This window comes from Staphylococcus sp. HGB0015 (assembly GCF_000411275.1).
In the GTDB taxonomy this organism is placed as follows: Bacteria; Bacillota; Bacilli; order Staphylococcales; family Staphylococcaceae; genus Staphylococcus; species Staphylococcus schleiferi.
The window spans coordinates 68,591-89,517 of sequence record NZ_KE150417.1 but is presented as its reverse complement, the minus strand read 5'-3'; the positions used below and the strand labels follow the sequence as shown (position 1 = coordinate 89,517).

At 33.8% G+C, this 20,927-nt stretch carries 20 protein-coding genes; 10 read left to right on the top strand and 10 right to left on the bottom strand.

Translation table 11 applies throughout. The annotated features are described in order from the left end of the window. Nucleotides 1-251 precede the first annotated feature (251 nt). From hemQ to HMPREF1208_RS00390, 4 genes are all read left to right on the top strand, one after another. Nucleotides 252-1,004: a hydrogen peroxide-dependent heme synthase gene (gene hemQ, locus HMPREF1208_RS00405; protein WP_016424349.1), complete on the top strand. Its 753-nt coding sequence runs from the start codon at nt 252-254 to the stop codon at nt 1,002-1,004. A 416-nt stretch (nt 1,005-1,420) separates the two neighbouring features. After that, nucleotides 1,421-2,176 carry a threonine/serine exporter family protein gene (locus HMPREF1208_RS00400; RefSeq protein WP_016424348.1) on the top strand — a complete coding sequence of 252 codons (756 nt, stop codon included), beginning with the start codon at nt 1,421-1,423 and terminating at the stop codon, nt 2,174-2,176. Nucleotides 2,177-2,188: 12 nt separating this feature from the next. Further along, nucleotides 2,189-2,647 (top strand): threonine/serine exporter family protein, encoded by a 459-nt coding sequence (locus HMPREF1208_RS00395; protein ID WP_016424347.1) that lies wholly within the window; start codon nt 2,189-2,191, stop codon nt 2,645-2,647. Nucleotides 2,648-2,948: 301 nt separating this feature from the next. Continuing rightward, the gene (locus tag HMPREF1208_RS00390; RefSeq protein ID WP_016424346.1) at nt 2,949-4,490 is read left to right on the top strand and encodes an SLC13 family permease; all 1,542 of its coding nucleotides are present in this window, start codon (nt 2,949-2,951) and stop codon (nt 4,488-4,490) included. A 195-nt stretch (nt 4,491-4,685) separates the two neighbouring features. On the opposite strand, the gene HMPREF1208_RS00385 is transcribed toward HMPREF1208_RS00390, so the two are convergent. After that, complete coding sequence (locus HMPREF1208_RS00385) at nt 4,686-6,452, bottom strand: DHA2 family efflux MFS transporter permease subunit (RefSeq protein WP_016424345.1); 1,767 nt, start codon at nt 6,450-6,452, stop codon at nt 4,686-4,688. Nucleotides 6,453-6,466: 14 nt separating this feature from the next. Next, nucleotides 6,467-7,114, bottom strand: coding sequence for an HlyD family secretion protein (locus HMPREF1208_RS00380; protein WP_016424344.1), 648 nt, complete (start codon nt 7,112-7,114; stop codon nt 6,467-6,469). A gap of 127 nt (nt 7,115-7,241) precedes the next feature. Between HMPREF1208_RS00380 and HMPREF1208_RS00375 the strand changes: the two genes are divergently transcribed. After that, nucleotides 7,242-7,805, top strand: a complete 564-nt coding sequence (locus HMPREF1208_RS00375) for a TetR/AcrR family transcriptional regulator (protein WP_016424343.1) — start codon at nt 7,242-7,244, stop codon at nt 7,803-7,805. Nucleotides 7,806-8,225: 420 nt separating this feature from the next. Here the strand turns inward: HMPREF1208_RS00375 and HMPREF1208_RS00370 are convergent, their stop codons facing one another. The 5 genes from HMPREF1208_RS00370 to HMPREF1208_RS00350 all read right to left on the bottom strand — a co-directional run bounded on the left by HMPREF1208_RS00370 (nt 8,226) and on the right by HMPREF1208_RS00350 (nt 12,136). After that, on the bottom strand, nt 8,226-8,774 hold the full coding sequence (locus HMPREF1208_RS00370) for a GNAT family N-acetyltransferase (protein WP_016424342.1): 549 nt from the start codon (nt 8,772-8,774) through the stop codon (nt 8,226-8,228). Between the two features lie 143 nt (nt 8,775-8,917). Continuing rightward, on the bottom strand, nt 8,918-10,369 hold the full coding sequence (locus tag HMPREF1208_RS00365; protein ID WP_016424341.1) for an APC family permease: 1,452 nt from the start codon (nt 10,367-10,369) through the stop codon (nt 8,918-8,920). A 392-nt stretch (nt 10,370-10,761) separates the two neighbouring features. Continuing rightward, entirely contained in the window at nt 10,762-11,124 is a 363-nt protein-coding gene (locus tag HMPREF1208_RS00360; RefSeq protein ID WP_016424340.1) for a DUF423 domain-containing protein, read from the bottom strand. Nucleotides 11,125-11,139: 15 nt separating this feature from the next. After that, on the bottom strand, nt 11,140-11,466 hold the full coding sequence (locus tag HMPREF1208_RS00355; protein ID WP_016424339.1) for a DUF5327 family protein: 327 nt from the start codon (nt 11,464-11,466) through the stop codon (nt 11,140-11,142). Then, nucleotides 11,459-12,136, bottom strand: a complete 678-nt coding sequence (locus tag HMPREF1208_RS00350) for a uracil-DNA glycosylase (protein WP_306669211.1) — start codon at nt 12,134-12,136, stop codon at nt 11,459-11,461. Before HMPREF1208_RS00350 ends, HMPREF1208_RS00355 begins: the two co-directional genes overlap by 8 nt. Before the next feature lie 186 nt (nt 12,137-12,322). Here HMPREF1208_RS00350 and thiD point away from each other — a divergent pair, with 186 nt between their 5' ends. Further along, nucleotides 12,323-13,153 carry a bifunctional hydroxymethylpyrimidine kinase/phosphomethylpyrimidine kinase gene (thiD, locus tag HMPREF1208_RS00345; RefSeq protein ID WP_016424337.1) on the top strand — a complete coding sequence of 277 codons (831 nt, stop codon included), beginning with the start codon at nt 12,323-12,325 and terminating at the stop codon, nt 13,151-13,153. A gap of 464 nt (nt 13,154-13,617) precedes the next feature. Here thiD and HMPREF1208_RS00340 read toward each other — a convergent pair whose 3' ends face one another. The 3 genes from HMPREF1208_RS00340 to HMPREF1208_RS00330 all read right to left on the bottom strand — a co-directional run bounded on the left by HMPREF1208_RS00340 (nt 13,618) and on the right by HMPREF1208_RS00330 (nt 16,592). Continuing rightward, nucleotides 13,618-13,815: a hypothetical protein gene (locus HMPREF1208_RS00340; protein WP_016424336.1), complete on the bottom strand. Its 198-nt coding sequence runs from the start codon at nt 13,813-13,815 to the stop codon at nt 13,618-13,620. 317 nt (nt 13,816-14,132) lie between these two features. Beyond that, nucleotides 14,133-14,819, bottom strand: coding sequence for a 2,3-diphosphoglycerate-dependent phosphoglycerate mutase (locus HMPREF1208_RS00335; RefSeq protein WP_016424335.1), 687 nt, complete (start codon nt 14,817-14,819; stop codon nt 14,133-14,135). 819 nt (nt 14,820-15,638) lie between these two features. Further along, nucleotides 15,639-16,592, bottom strand: coding sequence for a LacI family DNA-binding transcriptional regulator (locus HMPREF1208_RS00330; protein ID WP_016424334.1), 954 nt, complete (start codon nt 16,590-16,592; stop codon nt 15,639-15,641). 81 nt (nt 16,593-16,673) lie between these two features. Between HMPREF1208_RS00330 and HMPREF1208_RS00325 the strand changes: the two genes are divergently transcribed. From HMPREF1208_RS00325 to HMPREF1208_RS00310, 4 genes are read left to right on the top strand one after another with little or no spacing between them, the layout of a single operon-like run. Beyond that, complete coding sequence (locus HMPREF1208_RS00325) at nt 16,674-17,915, top strand: DegT/DnrJ/EryC1/StrS family aminotransferase (protein ID WP_016424333.1); 1,242 nt, start codon at nt 16,674-16,676, stop codon at nt 17,913-17,915. Continuing rightward, nucleotides 17,912-18,724 carry an HAD-IIB family hydrolase gene (locus tag HMPREF1208_RS00320; RefSeq protein ID WP_016424332.1) on the top strand — a complete coding sequence of 271 codons (813 nt, stop codon included), beginning with the start codon at nt 17,912-17,914 and terminating at the stop codon, nt 18,722-18,724. Before HMPREF1208_RS00325 ends, HMPREF1208_RS00320 begins: the two co-directional genes overlap by 4 nt. Further along, complete coding sequence (locus HMPREF1208_RS00315; RefSeq protein ID WP_016424331.1) at nt 18,717-19,763, top strand: Gfo/Idh/MocA family protein; 1,047 nt, start codon at nt 18,717-18,719, stop codon at nt 19,761-19,763. The genes HMPREF1208_RS00320 and HMPREF1208_RS00315 overlap by 8 nt, the downstream gene beginning before the upstream one ends. Next, a complete protein-coding gene (locus HMPREF1208_RS00310) occupies nt 19,760-20,887 on the top strand; it encodes an MFS transporter (RefSeq protein ID WP_016424330.1) in 1,128 nt (375 codons plus the stop codon). Before HMPREF1208_RS00315 ends, HMPREF1208_RS00310 begins: the two co-directional genes overlap by 4 nt. Nucleotides 20,888-20,927: the final 40 nt, after the last annotated feature.

The following is a 20,927-nucleotide window of genomic DNA, read 5'->3' as shown; positions in this document are numbered from 1 at the left end:
AGATTTCCATGCCACTCGCTTGTAAATCTAGGGATGAGGCGACCTAGTCAAATCTATTTCTGTCCTGCATGTTTATTTTTTCATAAACTCTAGTGAGCGCAGTAGATGGCTCGATTGCGCCTTCGCTTTATCAAGCTTTGCGCAACCCTAGTCATCTTTGCCGGGGCAGGACGACGAAATCAAATAGATTTCTGTCCTGCTCCCTTTATGATAAAATTTAATTATAATTCTATTTCTAAGGAGTGTTCTGAATGAGTCATGCAGCAGAGACTTTAGATGGTTGGTACAGTTTGCATTTATTTTATGCGATAGATTGGGCTTCTTGGCGTTTGGTTCCGGAGGCGGATCGTGAAGAAATGGTTACTGCTTTCCATCAATTACTCGATCGTTTTGATCAAGCGAAGTCAGATCATAGTGGCGATCAAGTGATTTACAATGTAACAGGACAAAAGGCTGATTTATTATTATGGTTTTTACGTCCAGAAATGAAGGATTTAACTGAAATTGAAAACGAGATTAATAAGTTAGCCATCGCTGACCATTTTATTCCTACATATTCATATGTTTCAGTGGTAGAGTTGAGTAATTATTTAGGTGGTGATTCAGAGGAGGATCCTTATGAAAATCCACATGTTAAAGCGCGATTATATCCAGAATTACCGCATAAACAATATATTTGTTTCTACCCTATGAACAAACGTCGTAACGAAACATATAACTGGTATATGTTATCTATGGAAGAGCGTAAAAAGTTAATGTACAATCATGGTTTAATTGGTCGCAAATATGCCGGTAAAATCAAGCAATTTATTACGGGTTCTGTTGGATTCGATGATTTCGAATGGGGCGTAACGTTATTTTCTGATGATGTACTACAATTCAAAAAAATTGTTTATGAAATGCGTTTTGATGAAACAACAGCACGCTATGGTGAATTTGGTAGTTTCTTTGTCGGCCACCATTTAGATAAAGAAGGCATTAATACTTTAATGGCGATTCAATAATATAAGCTTAATAATAACGAGATGAATGTGGCACGGATACGCCTTGTATCCCATCATCGTTCACCTTTCATTTCGTGTACTTTTTAAAGCTGAGACGTTGTCACGTCTCAGCTTTTTTATGACAGTCAAATGCACGACTCCCTGTATCTTTAAAATTTGTTTTCTCTATTTTTAATGGCCGCTTCATTCTTTAACAAACTCGATATTTATTTCAACTTCTCTTGTGCTATAATCGGTCTATATCAAAAGGATGCTTTCCAATCAGCCTCAGCTCAATTAAACACTTTGCTGTCGCTGACTTTTATTTTCACAATATTAAGAGATTAACACCATTTAGACTTTTGCAGATCGTTAAATCATTACTTTGACCTAGGATAGGAGTTAACTTATGACAGATAAAAAAGCAGGTGACATGGATGACCCAAATTACACCTTCTGATCGAGAAGTCACAAACTTAGTCATTTTAGCAGGACTTATTCTGCTTGAATGTGGTGCGGAAGCCACACGTGTAGAAGATACAATGAATCGCATTGCACAAAGCTATGGCTATGATGAGGCCCAAGGTTATGCACTCAATATTTTTATTAATTTTTCTTTGTCACCTGATCATGATACACGCATGGTTAAAATTAAGAAAAATGATACTAACTTAAGAAACGTTTATTTAGTCAATCATATTTCGAGACAAATCGCACAGCACGCGATTGACTTTGATCGTGCATATAACATATTAAAAGAAATCGAACAAAAACAACCACGTTACGCTTTAGGACATAAAATGCTATTTGCTGGCATGATTTCGCTAGGCTTTTCATATTTACAAGGTGCTTTTTGGATTGATGTTTTTCCAGCTGTTTTAGCAGGTGCATTAGGTTATTTTGTGACAGAATGGATGAAAAGTAAGCAACTGACACTCTTCATTCCTGACTTTTTAGGCGCCATCACCATTGGACTTATCGCCATTCCGCTCAATCATTGGTTAGGCAGTCCAAATATTGGAGCCACCATCACCGCTGCAGTCATGCCTATCGTCCCCGGTGTTCTAATCACCACCGCAATTCAAGACTTATTTGGTCGCCACATGCTCATGTTTACAGCAAAATTTTTAGAAGCAATCGTTACATCTTTCGCAATTGGTGCAGGTGTAACAACCGCGTTTTTACTATTATAGGAGGTGCGCACATTGACAATTGTCTTTATCTTTATATGTAGTTTTTTAACTTCATTTTGTTTTGCTTTTGTATACGATGCACCTACTCGATTATTTTTACCCGCTGGATTATGTGGTGGCTTCGGTTATTTAACTTTCTTTGTCGCAAATGATGTTTTTACGATGGACAGTATCTATGCGAGCCTCTATGGCAGCTTTATTTTAGGGATTATTTCTCACATTATGGCACGTACCTATAAATCTCCCGTGATTATCTTTATGGTTCCGGGGATTATTCCTTTAGTGCCCGGGAGTATCTTTTTTAAAGCCACTCAACAATTGCTCACATTAAATTTTAATGAGGCTAGCGACATCTTTGTTCGTGCAACATTAATCGCCGGTGCGATTGCAGTAGGCCTTCTTATATCTGATCAAGTGGCCAAATCTTTTATTCGCAAACCTATTCAAATCTTAAAATCACCTCAAAAATAAACCACGATTTTACATAGCCCTGCAATGAATTGAATGCTATTCGTTTACAGGGCTTTTCCAAGCGCTAATATCTTTTTATGCTCTCTCACCTTGTTATACGCTATCTGCTTCTATATACTTCCACTTCTAAAATTTTTTTGATTCATACACACTCAAAATATAAAGCGTTTTCATTTTTCGGTTTAACTTCGCTGTTTATTGCTGAAACCCTCTAGATACGCCATTAATGAATGTGCTATACTATTTTCAAATATGATACTACTTATGGGATGGTGTATTAAAAACAAAGGGGGGCAACATCATGAATAACTCTAATGAGTCACGATTGTTGACGTTTTTTACAGAGAAAAAGAAGGATCCTTCTTATACGCTTGCACAGTTAATCGGGCTAGTATTAGGACCCCTTCTTTTTGCGTTAATTTTACTATTTGTTAGACCTGACGACTTATCTTTTAAAGGCATCTATGTACTCGCTATTACAGCTTGGATTGCCATTTGGTGGATTACTGAAGCAATTCCTATTCCTGCGACAAGTTTGTTACCTTTAGTTTTATTACCTTTAGGTCATGTCATGGATAGTGCCACGGTTTCTGCTCAATATGGGAATGATATTATTTATCTCTTTTTAGGTGGCTTTATTCTCGCTATCGCAATGGAACGTTGGGATTTACATACACGGATTGCCTTAACAATTATTAATAGCATTGGGACAAGTACAGGGCGTATTTTACTTGGTTTTATGTTAGCAACTGGCGGATTATCGATGTTTGTGTCGAATACAGCTGCCGTGATGATTATGATTCCTATCGGTTTAGCGATTATCAATGAAGCACATGCTTTAAAAACTGAAAATGATAATGAAGAAAGTATTTTAAAATTTGAGCGTGCACTCGTTTTAGGTATCGGCTATGCGGGAACGATTGGTGGACTCGGAACGCTTATCGGAACTCCACCTCTTATTATTTTAAAAGGCCAATATGCCTCACATTTTGGACAAGAATTAAGTTTTGGGAAATGGATGATTATTGGAATTCCAACTGTCATCTTGCTATTATTTCTTGCTTGGCTCTATTTTAAATTCATCGCCTTTCGTCATGATATGAAATCATTGCCAGGAGGCCAAAAGGTAATTAAAGATAAACTTGCTGAATTAGGCAAAATTAAATATGAAGAAAAAGTTGTATTTATTGTTTTCTTAATTGCGAGCTTCTTGTGGATTTCACGTGAATTTTTACTTTCAAAATGGGGACCAACTCAACTGGTAGCAGATGGTACGATTGCGATGTTTGTGTCAATTTTACTCTTCTTAATTCCTGCAAAACATAAGCATAAACGTATTTTAGATTGGTCTATCGCAAAAGAATTACCATGGGGCGTGCTCATTCTATTTGGCGGGGGCCTCGCACTCGCAAAAGGAATACAAGCAAGTGGACTTGCAAAATGGCTAGGAGAACAAATGACCTTATTGAAAGATGTAAGTCCTATCGTTATTGTTATCGTCATTACAGTGTTCATCTTATTTTTGACAGAGATTACATCGAATACGGCAACTGCGACGATGATCTTACCGATTCTCGCTACGTTATCTGTTGCGATTGATGTACATCCATTATTATTAATGGTACCTGCTGCAATGGCTGCGAACTGTGCCTATATGTTACCAGTAGGCACACCACCAAATGCCATTGTTTTTGGTACCGGCAAAATAGAAATTAAAGAAATGGCCGTCAAAGGCTTTATCATGAACTTAATCAGCATTGTTGTAATTATTGTCGTTGTCTATTTCTTATTACCTATTGTACTAGGTATAGATATTACACAAAGTTTGCCTATTAAAAAATAAGACGACTGTTTAATAACTCATATCACTTATATTAAAATTAAAAATGCCCTACAAAGTGTGCACTATATCTGTGCGACTTTGTAGGGCAATATCATAAATTTTATGAGGACTGTGATTCACAAAATTAATTAAGTAAAGCACATCTCATTGATACACAACCTATCAAATTTTATAAGATAGTCGTTGTGATTATTTTTATTCGTGTGAAATATAATGTGATTTCCCTTTTAGGAAAAAGCTTAAAAATAGTGCTAAACCACTTAATGCAGTCGCGATCCAAAACGCACTATTCACACCATCAACAGATGCTAATTGATTCATAAATCGAATAATCGCAGCCATTGCATGGTCTTGGCCACCCATTTGTTGTGCCATTTCTTGCAATTCGTCTTTGATTGCTGGGTTCGTACGGTCTAGGTCTTGTTGGAAAGTTGCAAGATGTTGGTCAGTTTGTTGCGTCATCACTGTAACCAAAATCGCAGTACCAATTGAACCTGCAAGTTGTCTCATTGTATTAACAAGTGCATTACCATGAGAAACGAGACGAGATGGCAGTGAGTTAATACCCGCAGTCATGATTGGCATCATTACAAAACTCATACCAAATGAACGAATGATGTAAATCATTAAAATACTGCGATAAGGTGTATCCATTGTCAGCTGGGTAAGCTCCCAAGTTCCATAGGTCGTAATTGCCAAACCAAGAATGGCAATAGGTTTAACCCCTATCGTATCTAATAACTTACCAGCGATTGGTCCCATAACCCCCATGATTAGCGCACCTGGTAATAAAAGTAATCCAGAATCTAGTGGTGAAAAACCACGTAAACTTTGGAGGTAAAGTGGTAATAAAATCATACCGCCAAATAGACTCATTGTAAGTATCATATTGATAATTGCTGTTAATGTGAAGCCAGAATATTTAAGGACTTCAAAACTTAGCATTGGTACTTTCATTGTCATCTCACGAACGACAAAGGCAATTGTAAACACTGTACCGATAATGAACATAATCACAATTTTAGGTGATGTCCAACCATCGTTACCCGCTTCACTAAAGCCATATAATAGCGCACCAAAACCGATTGTACTAAATATGATACCTGGAATATCTGCTCTTGGGTTTGTCGTTCTTTGATAAATACCGAACCAAAGAAAACCAACTAAAAGCGAAATAATACCAATCACAAACATACCTATAAACATAGAGTGCCAATCATAGTTTTCAACAACATAACCTGATAATGTAGGTCCAATTGCTGGTGCTAATATCATTGCAATCCCTAATGTTCCCATAGCCATACCACGTTTTTCAGGTGGGAAGATGGTCATAAATACATTTGTACCAAGTGGCATTAAGACACCTGCACCCATCGCTTGAAGCACACGTCCAACCATCATAATTGGGAATCCCCATGCAATACCACAGACGAATGAACCAATTGTAAATAAAAGCATCGCAATTAAGAATAATCGTCGATAAGAATATTTATTGAATAAAAAGGCACTGATCGGAATTAAAATCCCGTTCACCAACATAAAACCGGTCATTAACCATTGTCCTGTTGAAGCGGAAATATTAAAGTCCGTATTAAGTTGTGGCAATGCTGTATTCAATAATGTTTGGTTTAAAATCGCTATAAACATACCAAATATCATTGCGACTAATACTTTGCTACGAGTGGTACCTTTTTTGAACACAAAGTCTTGCGTTGCATCTGCAACTTTTTCATTCACAGGTTGACGTGGAACATGCGTCTCATGAGAAGCTTGCGCATTTGAATGATCATCGTCTAATGTGAAAGTATGCTGACTTTGATGGGGTTCATTTGATGTTGTCATCGACTGTGTTGACGATTTGCGATGTTGTTTTTGTGGTTTACGCTTTTTACCACGGACTAAAATCCAGTTAAGTATAATAGTCACAATAAGGGCAAGAATTGTATAAATCATCACAAACATTTGATGACCCCCTTTTAATTTTTGTGAATACTTACTTCAGCGTTCATACCTGGAACAACACCACTTGATGGTTGATTGTCTAATTTGATTTTAACTGGAACAACTTGCGTTACTTTTGTGTAATTACCGTCACTATTTGATGAAGGCATTAATGAAAAGCTTGATGCAGTTGCATGACCAATTCGGTCAACTTTACCTTTAATTTTAGAGTGTTCGCCATCGATAGAAACATCTACATCTCGACCTTCTTCTACATCTTTAATGTCTGTTTCATCAACATTTGCAGTGATGTATAAGTCGTCCATGTCATATGCATAAGCAATAGGTTGTCCTGCTTGAGCAATACCTTCGTTTTGCCCATCAAGTTTAGCGATTGTTGCAGTTTGTGGCATTTTAATTGATACAGATTGTGGAGATCCATTTTCTCCTTTTCCTTGTACTTTAGCCACTGTGTCGCCTTTATCTAGTTTTTGACCTTCGTGCACGTCCAAGCCATCGATTTTACCTGATACTGGACTTGCGATTTTAATTTGATCGCCATCGACTTTTGCATTATCTGTTTTGATATAACTTACAGATTGTTTGTAAAAATAAAAGCCGACAACACCAATAATAATTAAAAGAACGATTGTTACAATGTTAATCGTTATTATTTTCTTCATTGTCTTTACTCCCTTTCTCCAATAAAGTAACTCTTGTATTATAAAATGATTTTTTCATAAAAAATAGAGACAATCTTTTTAAATGTGTCGGATTTGAAAATATATTATAATAACAATTGGTGATACTATGACTAAATCAAAATCAAAAGCAAGGCGTCAAATTATTAAAGCGATGATCCGCTTATTGAAGACTGAACCCCTTGAATCTATTACAATTAAACAAATTTGTGCAGAGAGCGATGTCCATCGTTCTACTTTTTATGCGCAGTTCGAAGATAAATATCAATTATTTGAGAAACTCACGACTTATCATATGACAAAATACGAGCGCCTAATTAATTACGCTGTAGAAGTTGTTGAGAATCATTCACTTCTTGAAGTTAAAACGACTATTTTAAAAATATTCAGATTGGTATTCCGCTATTTAAAGCGTCATCGTACTTTTTTTACCGCCATTATTGTCACACAACCGCAGCCCGTATTGATACGTAGCTACATCCAGTACACCTTTGGCGCGTATGATAAAATGTTGAAACATCTGCCCGAATTACAGCAGACACAATACTTCATCAATTATACGCTTGGCGGACAAATGGCGATTGTTTACAGTTGGCTCTCTAAAGGGTGTCAAGAATCTCCTGATACAATGGCAGATATCTTGTATTCAAATGTAATTAAAATGAATAGATAATTTAATGGATTGATTGAGAGGAAATTGGAGAAGACACAATCATGTGTCTTTCACAAGGCTAAGCCATATAGCTTTCGTCTAAACAAAGGTTTTAACTTATTAATAGTAGAAACCTGTTTCTCATGATATGTTTATGACAAAGCCATAACAGTTAATGTCTGTTTAAATCGCAGTCAAATAGGCCTGTCTCATCACTAACAGTCGCTACGCTATTAATGTGAGCCAGGCCCTTTATTGGAGAACTTTTTGAAAATGAAAAACACAAAATGATATGTTTATACTGTTCATATATTTTGCTTAACACTAATGTAACATGTTTTTAAACTTTTTGGGATAGAAATATTGAAATTTCATTAATTTTTTATGAATTTTTTCAACTTTTTATTTATGTTGTGTGTTGGAAAGGTCGCGAATCGTTTTTCATGCATAATAATCAGATTTTAAAAGTTCATAGTAATTCATATCTCTATATTGATGATCGATATACTCGTCGTCGCGTTTTACCCCTACCCAACGGAAACCCACTTTCTCCGCTATGCGATTGCTTCCTTTATTTTCAACATTTGCACGTAATTCCAATTTGTTTAGCGCCAAATCTTCAAATGCAATGTCACACAATTTTTTTACAACACGGGTTACAATTCCACGCTTTGTTTTGGCTTCTGCAAGCCAATAGCCTACCTCTGCATTTCGTTTTTCTTTATCAAATGCATGTAAATCTACCATCCCGATGAATTGATTCTCATCAAAAATCAAATAAAGCAGGGCTTCACCTTTTGCAACTTGTGTTAACATCACTTCTAAAAATTTTCTTTCAACTTCCACTGTTGTTACTTCGTCCACCCATTTTAAATAGCGTCTTAAATGCCCGCGATTTTGTTGTATAACTTCCAATATTTCTTCTGCATATGCGATATGAGGATAAACGAGCGCGATATTCCCCTCGATAGGTAATCTAAAATGATGCATCAACGCACCTCTTATTTTTCTGAAAATTATAACATTAACCAAAAATCTTTACAATCTCTTTTAATATATAGTCATAAATAAATAGAGCAATGCAAACTTCTAAATCAATTTTTAAAAGTTAAACATTGCTCTACTATTAATATTTATTCATTTAACATTTTATCAACATCACGTTTTTTTGTATCTAAAATTAATTGTGTTAACTCATCTTTATCCATACGTTTTAATTTTGGTAAACGAATTAAGAAGAAAATCAGTCCAAGTATTGTCCATCCACCAAGCGCAATATGAGATGGTAAAGACAACGAAGCCGGTGATATAGGAAGTAACAATAACATTAAGAAAATAAACGCAATCACCGAACCGACAATAGCAAATATTTTATAAACCGGACCGTAAGTTCGACTGTTTTTATCAAAACTAAACAATTTAGCAGCGGATAGACAAGTAACAAAATAAGCGATAGAAACACCAGTAGATGACATATCTACAATCCAAGTTAACGCTGTACGCCCTAACCAAGGTGCAATTAATGTAATCGCCACTAAGAAAATAATCGCCACATAAGGTGTTTTGTATCGATGATGTAATTTACTAAATACTGAAGGCATAATGCCTGAACGTCCCATTGAGAAGAGCAAGCGACTCGCACTCAATAAGAAACCATTCAATCCAGTAAAAATCCCCATAACAATAGCGATTGTCAATACACCTAAGCCAATCGTACCGAAAGCTTCACGCGTTACAGATCCTGTTAACCAAAGGTCACTGCTTCCCCCTGCTAACCAACCTGTATATAATATCATCATAATGTAAGTCACACTTGCAGCAAGTAAGCTATAAACAATCAATTTGAATGTTTTATTTGGAGAAAAATTAAATTCCTCTGCGGTTTGTGGAATATTATCAAAACCAACAAATGCCCACGGTGCAACTGCTACAATCATAATAATCGCTTTAAACCATCCATATTCAGGTCCATTATATGGTTTTAAATTATCAAAAGAAAAATTAGAACCGAAGAAAGAACCTACGAATAATAATGCCACGACAATAACCATTGCGACACAAAAGTAGTATTGAAGTGATCCTGAGACACTCGTCCCTTTAATCGCAATCAACATAAAAATAATCAATAATAACGAAGCAATGATTATTTCAGTAATATAGACGTCCCATCCTGCGATGGTATATAATTTTCCAAATTCAATAACATCTGGCAATAAAAACTTAATTAATAAACTAAATGCCGTCGCATTCAATGCAACTACACATATGTAACCGAATGTTAAAAACCATGCTGAGAAAAAGCTCACATAGCGTCCAAATCCTAAAAAGCTGAACGCAAAGCCACCACCTGATACTGGGAATCGTTCTACTAATGCACCGTAACTGACCGCAATAATAATCATTAATAACGCACCGATAAAGATACCGATAGATGCTGCAATCGGTCCTGAAGATTTAATCCAATCCCCTGGAAGAATAAATGAGCCCCATCCTATACACGACCCATAAGCAATCGCCCACACAAACTTTTCAGATAAGTTTTGTTGGAGGTCTCCACGATCAGGTTTTCCGTTCTTTGTATTCATTATCATTTCACCCCTGAGTGTTATTATACCCCTGTTATAAATTTTTATAACAATTATTTTTGGCATATTAAAAATAAATCATACCTTAAAATTTAAAAAAGTGCGATAAAAAAAGGCGCTCTATTTATTGTCAAACTTTTACAAAAATATGCATTATTTTTCGAATCATGGCGCATTTCCTTTTGTGACAATTAGATTTAATATCCATCTTTACATCTAGCAATAAAAAAACGTTACCTTAAATGTATAATAATTACACTCTAGGTAACGCTTTTATAAAATTGATTAAGCTATTCTTTTAATAAATATTAAAATGACTAAATAGCTCTGTACGTAAATATACATTGCCATCAAATGAATTTCTCTACTTGATACTTTTAAACAATATCATCTTACAGTTTAAAAGCGGCAATGGCTAACATCAGCCAACTTATTACAAAGAGAACGCCACCGATTGGAGTAATCGCGCCGAGAATACTCACTTGCGTTAAGGATAAAATATAAAGAGAGCCGCTGAAGCAAACGATACCGATGAACATTAACCAGCCGGCCCAGCCAACATTAAGATGTAAAGCGCCACCAATAATGCCTATCAATATTAAACCTAAACCATGATACATTTGATACATCGTTGCTTTTTCCCATACTGACATGTAGTGCTCTGATAACTTGCCATCCAATGCGTGTGCACCAAATGCACCTGTACCTACTGCTATTAAGGCGTTCAATGCGCCTAATATGATAAATACTTTCATTTTATTTCCTCCTCACTAAAAATCAAATATAGATGCGCCGTTCCCCACTTCATCATCTGTTACCATGCGTTGATTTGAATCTAATTGTTGTGGAGACGAGGACACCTTACCGCCCATCATTTTGATTTCTTCGTCAGTCACCTCAGATGAACGTGACGTATGACGATTTTTGTTTGTTTCTGATAAATTATGCTTTGAAAACTTTGGTGTTTCCTCATCAACATATAAAGATGTCAATGTGTGTATCGCATAAATGTGTTTATGAAATGCTTCATCTGTTGTTGCTGCATCCGCTTGCACTAATTCCTGTTCCAACAATTGAATCAGTTTTTCTTTATTCATCGAATTTCTCCTTACCTTCACACCAATGGATTGGCTTTAATCCTTGTGATTCTAAATATTGATTTGCTCTTGAATAAGGTTTTGAACCAAAGAAGCCTCGATGTGCAGACAATGGACTTGGATGGGGCGACTTGATGACATGATGTTTTGTAGTATCGATTAAACGCTCTTTTTGTTGCGCCGGTTTACCCCAAAGGATAAAAACAACGCCTTCTTTACCTTCAGATACTGCTTTAATAATTTCATCTGTAAAGACTTCCCAACCAATATCACGATGTGAGTGTGCCTGTCCTTGTCGAACCGTTAAGACTGTGTTCAATAAGAGAACGCCTTCCCTTGCCCAATCTTGTAAATGAGGGGAAGTTCGTTGACATCCGATATCATCTGCAAGCTCTTGATACATATTACGCAATGATGGTGGAAACTTTGCGTTAGGCTGTACAGAAAAAGCTAACCCATGGGCTTGATTCGGACCATGATAAGGATCTTGACCTAATATCACAACTTTAACATTTTCAAAAGGCGTTAAATCAAATGCCTGATAAATATTTTTTCTGTCTGGATATACAATTTGCGTAGAATATTCTTTCTCTAAAAAATCGTGCATAGCCTGAAAGTCATGTTTTGTTGTAATTTCATGAAATATTGTTGACCAATCCATCTTTTTCACCTCGTTGACATTTTACCATAATTCGTCATGAATCGTGTTCTTTCATTTTAGATCCAAACATTCCATATGCATAGGATAGGCGACCATGATAAGATAGTATGTAACTAAATAACTATGGAGACGTATTGATATGCGAATTTTGTCGGTCCAATATCAATAAGTTAGATTTAAAGGAGTGCGTATATTATGGCTTTAAAAAAAGTATTAACAATTGCAGGTTCAGATACAAGTGCTGGTGCAGGCATGCAAGCAGATTTAAAAACTTTCCAAGAACTAGACACATACGGCATGGTCGCATTAGCTGCAATCGTAACAATGGATAAAGAAACATGGTCTCATGATGTCACACCGATTCCATTTGACGTTTTTAATAAACAACTAGAAACTGTGATTTGTATCGGACCTGACGCAGTCAAAACAGGTATGCTCGGCACAGAAGAAATTATTCAGCGCGCAGGCGAAGCCTTTACTGAATCAGGTGCCAAATATTTTGTCGTCGACCCTGTGATGGTATGTAAAGGGGAAAATGAGGTCCTTAACCCGGGAAATACTGAAGCAATGATTCAATATTTATTACCTAAAGCAACAGTAACAACACCTAACCTTTTTGAAGCGGGTCAATTGTCAGGTTTAGGCACATTGAAATCGATTGAAGATATGAAAAAAGCAGCACAAATCATTTACGAGCAAGGTGCGCAACATGTCGTAATCAAAGGCGGTAAAGCATTAGATCAAGATAAATCTTATGACCTTTACTATGATGGTCAAACTTTTTATCAATTAACAACGGATATGTTCCAACAAAGTTATAACCATGGTGCAGGCTGTACTTTTGCAGCGGCGACAACTGCAAACTTAGCGAACGGTCAAACACCAAAAGAAGCAGTCGTTAATGCAAAAGCATTCGTCGCTTCTGCGATTAAAAACGGTTGGAAAATGAATGAATTTGTTGGCCCAGTCGATCACGGTGCAGCCAATCGTATCGAACAAATTGAAGTTGAAGTAACAGAAGTATAATCATTGGGCTATCAATATATTTAAGAAACAGAACGGCTAGGGGTGTACGAACTTGAAAGCAACATACACCCCTAGTCTTTTTGCATTGATTAAGATACTATCTCCCCCATCCTCTATAATGCCTAGTTCAAGCCACTTCTAAACCAAGCGCTTTACATATATTGAAAGATTAATTTAGTTTGCAACTTTGATTAACTTTCGCATATGACGTATCTCCATTTGCTCATCAATCAATATGGCCTCTTGATTACCCTATACACCTAAGGTTGCCATTTCAATACGTATCATACCTGTTCTACTACTCATTGACCGAGACTGACCATTATGAACATTGACTTTTTAAGGCTGTACACTTTATATGGTGGTTATGTGTCTATAATAATTAAGTCACAAACCCTACATTTAAAACGTTGTTTTAACAGATTTAAATACACTGCTATCTCTTGGAATCTTAAAAAAGTAATTCACGATAAACGTTTTCCGTGTTTGTGTATTCGGTTTGGATTCGTATGATAACAGTGAGGACAAGTCATAGGCTTGTATGAAAGGGTACCAAAGATGACGATAGATTTCTTACCTCTAATAACTACATCTTCTTCAACTTTAGTGATTTTAATATTATTATCTTTAATTTTTAGTAACTTTAATATATCATTACACATAGGCGCAATATGTCTCCTTTATTTTTGGTTTAGTCACTTAAAATGATAGAGGCATTTGCGCTATTTTTGTACAAAAAAGCAGGATGACTTATGTCATCCCACCATAAAAAATGAAGAATCCTTTTTAATATATGAAATTGATTTTCTATACGTCCGTTCTATACATAATTTCGATGGCTGTCATGGCACGCCTTATAATCTAAAGCTTAATTCATTTCGATAACAATTGATGACGATTTATGCACTTTGATATCAAAAAAAGGCTGGGGTATTTCCCAACCTTTTTAAGTCGCTTATTCTTTATAGCGATAACATCTTTATAAGTAGTATTTATCAATGACTTTTAGATCATCTGATAATTCATAAATAAGTGGTGCACCTGTTTTAATTTCATAACCGACAATATCTTCATCAGATACGCCTTCTAAGTATTTAATCAAGGCACGTAAAGAATTACCATGTGCAGACACAAGAACAGTTTTGCCAGCTAATAATTCTTGTGAAATGTGATCATTCCAATATGGAATTACACGTACCAATGTATCTTTTAAACTTTCAGATTCAGGCATCACGCGTTTATCTAACAATTCATATTTACGATCTTTTAAATAACTTTCGCGTTGTGCTTCATCTTGCGCTGGAGGTGGTGTATCGTAAGAACGTCTCCAAATATGTACTTGATCTTCACCAAATTGTTTACGCGCTTCGTCTTTGTTTAATCCTTGCAATCCACCGTAATGACGTTCGTTCAAGCGCCATGATTTAACAACAGGAACATACAGTTGATCTGATTCATTTAATAAATGAAATGTTGTTTTGATGGCACGTTTCAATAATGATGTAAACGCGATATCAACATTAATTCCTTGTTCTTTCATTTTTTTACCCGAAGTTATGGCTTCATTATGTCCTTGTTCAGATAAATCAACGTCTGCCCATCCTGTAAATAAATTTTCAGCATTCCAAACGCTTTGGCCATGTCTACATAAAATAAGTTTTGGCATATTTTACCTTCTTTCTATTACGTGAACGCCAATCGCATTAAATGTTAATCAAAAATAAACGTTCACGTGCTAATCAATGTATTAACAAATGCGATTTATTTATTATATAAATTGATTATAACAAGTTTTTTGATGCTTTTACATGATTTACACTTGATAAAATATGAATATATTGTTTCATTTCCTAGCTTACTTATTTGTGCAAGTTTAATAGAACAAAATTATTATTGTAAGGTTACCTTTGGGTTGAAGCGTTACTAGTGAAATTTCTGTTTCAGTTGGTTTTTAAGAGTCTCATCCATTTGGACAATCTTGTTCGATATTTAAGAAAAGAGGTCAAGTTCAGTATAATTCACCACTTTGTTTAGTCGAAAAGTTATATCGCAACACCTTCTACTTACGAGAATACTACCAACTCCTTTTTGCAGCTGACAAAATCATTTGAAAAGTAATGGGACAAAGTCTATAAAAATTCATTATAAACTTCAACAAGCGGCTTGCGATGGTTTCAATATTTATTATATACATAACTTGGATATATGAATTATCAAACTATAGATATTTAGGTCAATGCGCTTCGTTTATAATTTTATTAACACTTTTATATCTAGTATATATTTCATTAGTTTATGTCTGCTTGCACAACGAAATCTATTACTTTTTGCTTTCCGCTAAATAAAATCTTCAACTAAATCTATGGGAATTTTATTATACCAATATGAAAATTCATGTGTGCGGAGCCCCCTTTATACATATTCACAATTCTTAACGCTTATAGTAAACCTTATAAATATATGCAGTTTATCCATGCTTTATATTTTATTCACTTACAATTTCATATGAATATATCTTGTTCATTACTTCATTATTATTTTTTGTTAACCGTTCAATCATATGGTTACATATATCTTTAGCCATATTTTCTATAGGCAAAGATATACTAGGTAATTGGGGGCTGGTGATTTTACATATGTCATGATTGTCTGTGCCTATTAGAAATATCTCATCTCCTAATACTTTTTTCACTCCTGCTGAAACGAAATCATTTCCAGTGTATACACCCTGAATATCTTTATACTTTTCTCTAATTTTCATCCCTATTTTGATGCCATCATTGATTGTAAATGCCGAAGAAAATAGATAATCTTTTCTAAAAGAGATTTTATTTTTTGAGAGCGCTTTTTTATATCCATCTAATCTCAACTTTTGAGCGCCATTAAAAGGATTATCAATACATATTGCTATATTTTTTATTCCTTTTTCCAATAAATATTCTGTAGCTGCTTTCGCGATATTATACTCGTCAAAATGAAAATTAGATACACTTTTAGTTTGGTTTGTATCATTACAAGAAATAATTAATCCACTCTTAGAATACTCTTCAATGACATCGGCGCTATTTTCTATAGAACACAGAACAACTGCATCAATTTCGTTTTTTTCTAACGACATTAGTACTTCTTCTTCTTTGCTCGGTGAGCAAAATGTTTGATGAATAAACGATTTATAACCTTTTTCATTAAAATTTTTGGTTAATTCATATGATATTTTAGAAAAAAATGGATGATCGATATAAGGAATCGATATGGCTACAGACTTTGTCGTCCTATTTCTAAAATATATAGCAATATTATTAGGGACGTAATTATTTTCTTTTATATATTGCAATACTCTGTTTCTTTTTTCTTCATTAACGTATGGATGATTATTTAACACTCTAGATACTGTAGATTTTGAGACATTGCACGCTTTTGCCACATCAAAAATATTCATCAAATTCCCCCGAAAATTATATTGACATGGGAATGTTCCCACAATTTAATATGAGTTTATCACAAATAAGGCGGTGCTTCTATGGATTTAAAATCAAATAGTATTTTTAAATTTCGTAAAAACATTCAAAAATTAAAAAGTTATAATGAAATTCATGCTAATAAATATCTTTCCAGTAAATTGGTTATTGAAAAACCCAAAAATTTATCTAATAAGCCCATTCAAAAAGTAGAATTTATGCCGGTAGATCGTTTAATAAAGGAAGATGAGTCAGAAAGAATCATAAAAGCATTAAAAAATTTTTTGCCAACCGGTAAATATACAAGTGGTAAATACATTTATGAATGTGAACAATATCTAGTTGAATATTTATCTATTAACCATGTGATAGCGTTATCAAGCGGAACTTCAGCCTTAACAATCGGATTGATAGCCCTAGGGGTTAAAAATGGCGACGAAGTTATTCTACCTTCAAATAGTTTTGCTGCCACAGAAAATGCAGTTTTATCAATAGGGGCAATTCCAGTTTATGCTGATGTTAAAGATGATTTTACTATTTGTCCTAGATCAATTGAAGACCGAATCACTTCAAAAACAAAAGCTATTCTACCCGTGCATTTATATGGTCGATTTTGTGACATGATAAAAATTAAAGAGATTGCAGAAAAATATAACATTAAGGTGATAGAAGATGCTTGTCAAGCAATAGGATTAAATGGTGTAGGTACTTACTCTAATCTAGCAGTGCTGAGTTTTAATCCATATAAAAATTTAGGGGTTTGTGGGAAAGCTGGCGCTATTATAACAAATGATACTGAATTAGATTATAAATGTAGACTAATTAGTTATCATGGATTTGATTTGAAAGAAAAAAATAAGAAACTCATGAACTTTGGATTTAACTCTAAAATTGATAACACACAAGCACTAATAGGCATCATTAGAATGGAATATTTAACTTTTAATCAATATAAAAGATTAAAAATTGCAGAAAAATATCACGAAGAATTATCAAATATTGAAAATTTAATCCTACCTGCATTAGACAACAAGTCAGTATGGCATCTATATCCTGTCAGAATTGGCAATAATAAGAGAGACTTTGTAAAGTCTGAACTTGAAAGTGTTGGCGTGAAAACTGAAATATACTATCCATACCTAAGTCATAAACAAATTTCTTATAAAACAAATCTTTCGCTTCCAAACACGGAAAGATTACATAAAGAGTTGTTACGTTTGCCTTTATATCCTAGTTTGATGGAAGAAGAACAAGATTATGCTATTAATGCAATCAAAAATATACTGGGAGGAGGAGTAAAATGAGCCAAAGTTTAATATTACTCGATTTTGACGAAACATATTATAAACATAACACTAATAACAACGATTTATACTACTTAAAAGAAATGGAAGCGTTACTAGAAAAAATATCAAATAAAAATAGTGTCATCACAGCGATATTAACAGGAAGCACTATAAATAGTGTCTTGGAAAAAATGAAAAAAGTTGATATGTCATACAAACCAAAACACATTTTCTCTGACCTAAGTTCCAAAATGTTTACATGGAACAATAATGAATATGTTGAATCAGATGAATATAGAGAAGAAGTATTAACAGAACGTTTTTTATTAGAGGATATATTAGAAATATTAAACACTATTTCATTAAAACATAAAGTTGAATTTATTCCACAAAGAATATTTAGAGAAAACGAAACCCTGTACAATTTTTACTTCTATTCTACAGGTAATACAGAATTGGACGTGAAAATCTTAAAGAATCTCATAGATTATTCTAAAACAAAAAATTATATGCCCAAATTTAATCGTTGTAACCCGTTAGCCGGGGATCCTGAGAATGCCTATGATGTGGATTTTACTCCTAAAAATGCCGGCAAGTTATATGCGACAAAGTTTTTAATGAAAAAATATAACATTTCAAAAAAGTCAATTATTGGATTTGGTGATAGTGGCAATGATGAAGAGTTTCTTAGCTACTTAAAGCATGCGTTTATTATGTCTAACAGCAAGGATGAAGAAATAAAGAAAAAGTTTCCAAATACAAAATATCCTTATTACAAAGGGATATATAAACATGTCAGTGAATTCATAGGAGGGAAATATGATTAAATACGGAATTATTGGCACGGGGGGTATTGCGAAAGTACACGCTGAAATTATAAATAACCTCTCAGGTGTATGCCTTTATGGAGCTCACGATATAGTTGATTCAAACTTAGAAAAATTCTGCTTAGATTTTAATACAACTGCTTATAGGGACATCCACGATATGTTATCAAAAGTAGATACTGTTATAATATGTTCCCCTAATTTTTGTCATGTAGATCACATAGTTAAATCGTTAGATTATAGCTGTGATGTATTATGTGAAAAACCCTTAACAGTTAACCTTACTGAATCAAATATAATTAGATCTTACAACAACAAGACAAATAATATAAAAAGTATAAATCTAAACTATAGAAATCTGGCGGTTATTAAAAAAATTATCACATTAATAGAAAATGATAAAATTGGTGAAATAATATCTATTCATATGTCATTTTTAAAAAATAGTGCTTATCGAAGAAAAAACTTTACTTGGAGAGATGATGGTACTTCAAAATTAAGTAGTGGGGCTTTAGGTGATTTAGGGGTACATCTTCTTGACTTGGCTACTTATATTACAAATAGTCAAGTGAAGGTAGAAACAATTAAAACTAAAATGATGACCAAAGTAAAACATAAAAGCAATAACCTGGTTCAAGTTGATGACCATTCAGAGACGTTCTTTATAACTAATCACGGTCAACACATTCATATAGAGACTTCAAAAGCATGTGAAAAGGAATTATGCGGATTCCATATTAATATATCAGGATATAATGGCGAAATAAAGTTTTCATCTAAAAAGGGCGGGGTAATTATTGTAAGCAATAATAATGTTCAAGAAATCATTCCATTAGAAGATAGGATATACATTGACCCTGAAAATGAGTTTTACGGGTGGAAAGATAGTTTTTACTACACACATTTAAATCTATTAGAAGCTATCAAGAATAAAAAAGAAACTTCTATTTCAACTTTCGAGGATGGTTTGAGAGCACAAGAAGTTTTAGAACATTGTATTAATAGTCATAAACAAAAGCAATACATTAAACAAAAATGACTAAAAATCACATCCTCTATTTTTCTTTAATGTATTTTCTTATTGGCTTGATACACACTTTTGTCGGTTCATTTAATCAATACTTAAAAATAGAATTTAATATGAATCAATCAGATGTGTCAAATTTAATAAGTATTCAGTTCACGACATTTATGATCGGAGTATTTTACTCTATTTTATCATTTAGTAAAAGTATAAAAAATACGCTTAAAGTAATTCATTTGTTAATTTTAATAATCGTTACTGCCTTTGTTTTTTTCGAAAATTTCTTACTTCTTTACTTTCTCATAGCTATACTTGGATTTTGTGCTGGTTTAATAGAATCATCTATAGCATCATATATATTTAACAATAAATTCAATTCTGCTAAAGTCTTTGGATATATTGAATCATTCTTTGCTATAGGGGCACTATTGCTTCCTATTATTGTATGGTTGTTCGAGTCATACTCAAATACAAAATTCTCAGTTCTCTTTATACTTATAGTAAATATTTTTTCGCTTTGGATAGTAAGTTCACTGACATTCGAAATAGATAATAAGAAGAAAAGTAACCTCACTAATGTCTTTACTAATAAAAAGTTTATGATAATTATAATTATCTTGATATGGTGCTTCTTTTATATTAGTATAGAAACTAATTTTTCAAATTTACTGCCATATATGAATTTAGTTTCTGATAATTTAAGTTATATCACTGTCAGTATATTTTGGTTTGGAATAATTATAGGGAGATTACTGTATGCTATTATATTGTCAAAAATAAAAATAAGATTAGAGAGTCTACTATTATTATATACAATCATCTCACTACTTTTATACATTATATTAATATATTCAGATACAGCAGATTTGTTTAAGTTAATATTATTATTTTTACTAACATTATTCTTTGCACCAATGTTCCCGTTAGGCGCTAGTATAATCAATAGATTTAGTAGTAATAAAAATTTGTTAACTAGTATTTTCATTGCTGTAGCCGGTATTGGAGGAGCAATTGGTGCTACAATTATTAGAACAGCTTTAACTTTAAATATCCCTGCACATGTAACTATTTTGTCGATATTATTAATTTGTTTATTCTTAAGTATTATTATAACAAAAATTACTAGAATTAATGTTTAATATATAGCAATAATGTTATATAATACTTCTGGATTTATGT

Bases quoted from the DNA above. Each gene is read 5' to 3' on its own strand.
- hemQ (WP_016424349.1), top strand. From the start codon at position 252: ATGAGTCATGCAGCAGAGACTTTAGATGGTTGGTACAGTTTGCATTTA.
- HMPREF1208_RS00335 (WP_016424335.1), bottom strand. From the start codon at position 14,819: ATGCCAAAACTTATTTTATGTAGACATGGCCAAAGCGTTTGGAATGCT.
- HMPREF1208_RS00375 (WP_016424343.1), top strand. From the start codon at position 7,242: ATGACTAAATCAAAATCAAAAGCAAGGCGTCAAATTATTAAAGCGATG.
- HMPREF1208_RS00315 (WP_016424331.1), top strand. From the start codon at position 18,717: ATGATTAAATACGGAATTATTGGCACGGGGGGTATTGCGAAAGTACAC.
- HMPREF1208_RS00370 (WP_016424342.1), bottom strand. From the start codon at position 8,774: ATGCATCATTTTAGATTACCTATCGAGGGGAATATCGCGCTCGTTTAT.
- HMPREF1208_RS00400 (WP_016424348.1), top strand. From the start codon at position 1,421: ATGACCCAAATTACACCTTCTGATCGAGAAGTCACAAACTTAGTCATT.
- HMPREF1208_RS00360 (WP_016424340.1), bottom strand. From the start codon at position 11,124: ATGAAAGTATTTATCATATTAGGCGCATTGAACGCCTTAATAGCAGTA.
- HMPREF1208_RS00365 (WP_016424341.1), bottom strand. From the start codon at position 10,369: ATGAATACAAAGAACGGAAAACCTGATCGTGGAGACCTCCAACAAAAC.
- thiD (WP_016424337.1), top strand. From the start codon at position 12,323: ATGGCTTTAAAAAAAGTATTAACAATTGCAGGTTCAGATACAAGTGCT.
- HMPREF1208_RS00325 (WP_016424333.1), top strand. From the start codon at position 16,674: ATGGATTTAAAATCAAATAGTATTTTTAAATTTCGTAAAAACATTCAA.
- HMPREF1208_RS00320 (WP_016424332.1), top strand. From the start codon at position 17,912: ATGAGCCAAAGTTTAATATTACTCGATTTTGACGAAACATATTATAAA.
- HMPREF1208_RS00340 (WP_016424336.1), bottom strand. From the start codon at position 13,815: ATGTGTAATGATATATTAAAGTTACTAAAAATTAAAGATAATAATATT.
- HMPREF1208_RS00390 (WP_016424346.1), top strand. From the start codon at position 2,949: ATGAATAACTCTAATGAGTCACGATTGTTGACGTTTTTTACAGAGAAA.
- HMPREF1208_RS00380 (WP_016424344.1), bottom strand. From the start codon at position 7,114: ATGAAGAAAATAATAACGATTAACATTGTAACAATCGTTCTTTTAATT.
- HMPREF1208_RS00385 (WP_016424345.1), bottom strand. From the start codon at position 6,452: ATGTTTGTGATGATTTATACAATTCTTGCCCTTATTGTGACTATTATA.
- HMPREF1208_RS00355 (WP_016424339.1), bottom strand. From the start codon at position 11,466: ATGAATAAAGAAAAACTGATTCAATTGTTGGAACAGGAATTAGTGCAA.
- HMPREF1208_RS00310 (WP_016424330.1), top strand. From the start codon at position 19,760: ATGACTAAAAATCACATCCTCTATTTTTCTTTAATGTATTTTCTTATT.
- HMPREF1208_RS00330 (WP_016424334.1), bottom strand. From the start codon at position 16,592: ATGAATATTTTTGATGTGGCAAAAGCGTGCAATGTCTCAAAATCTACA.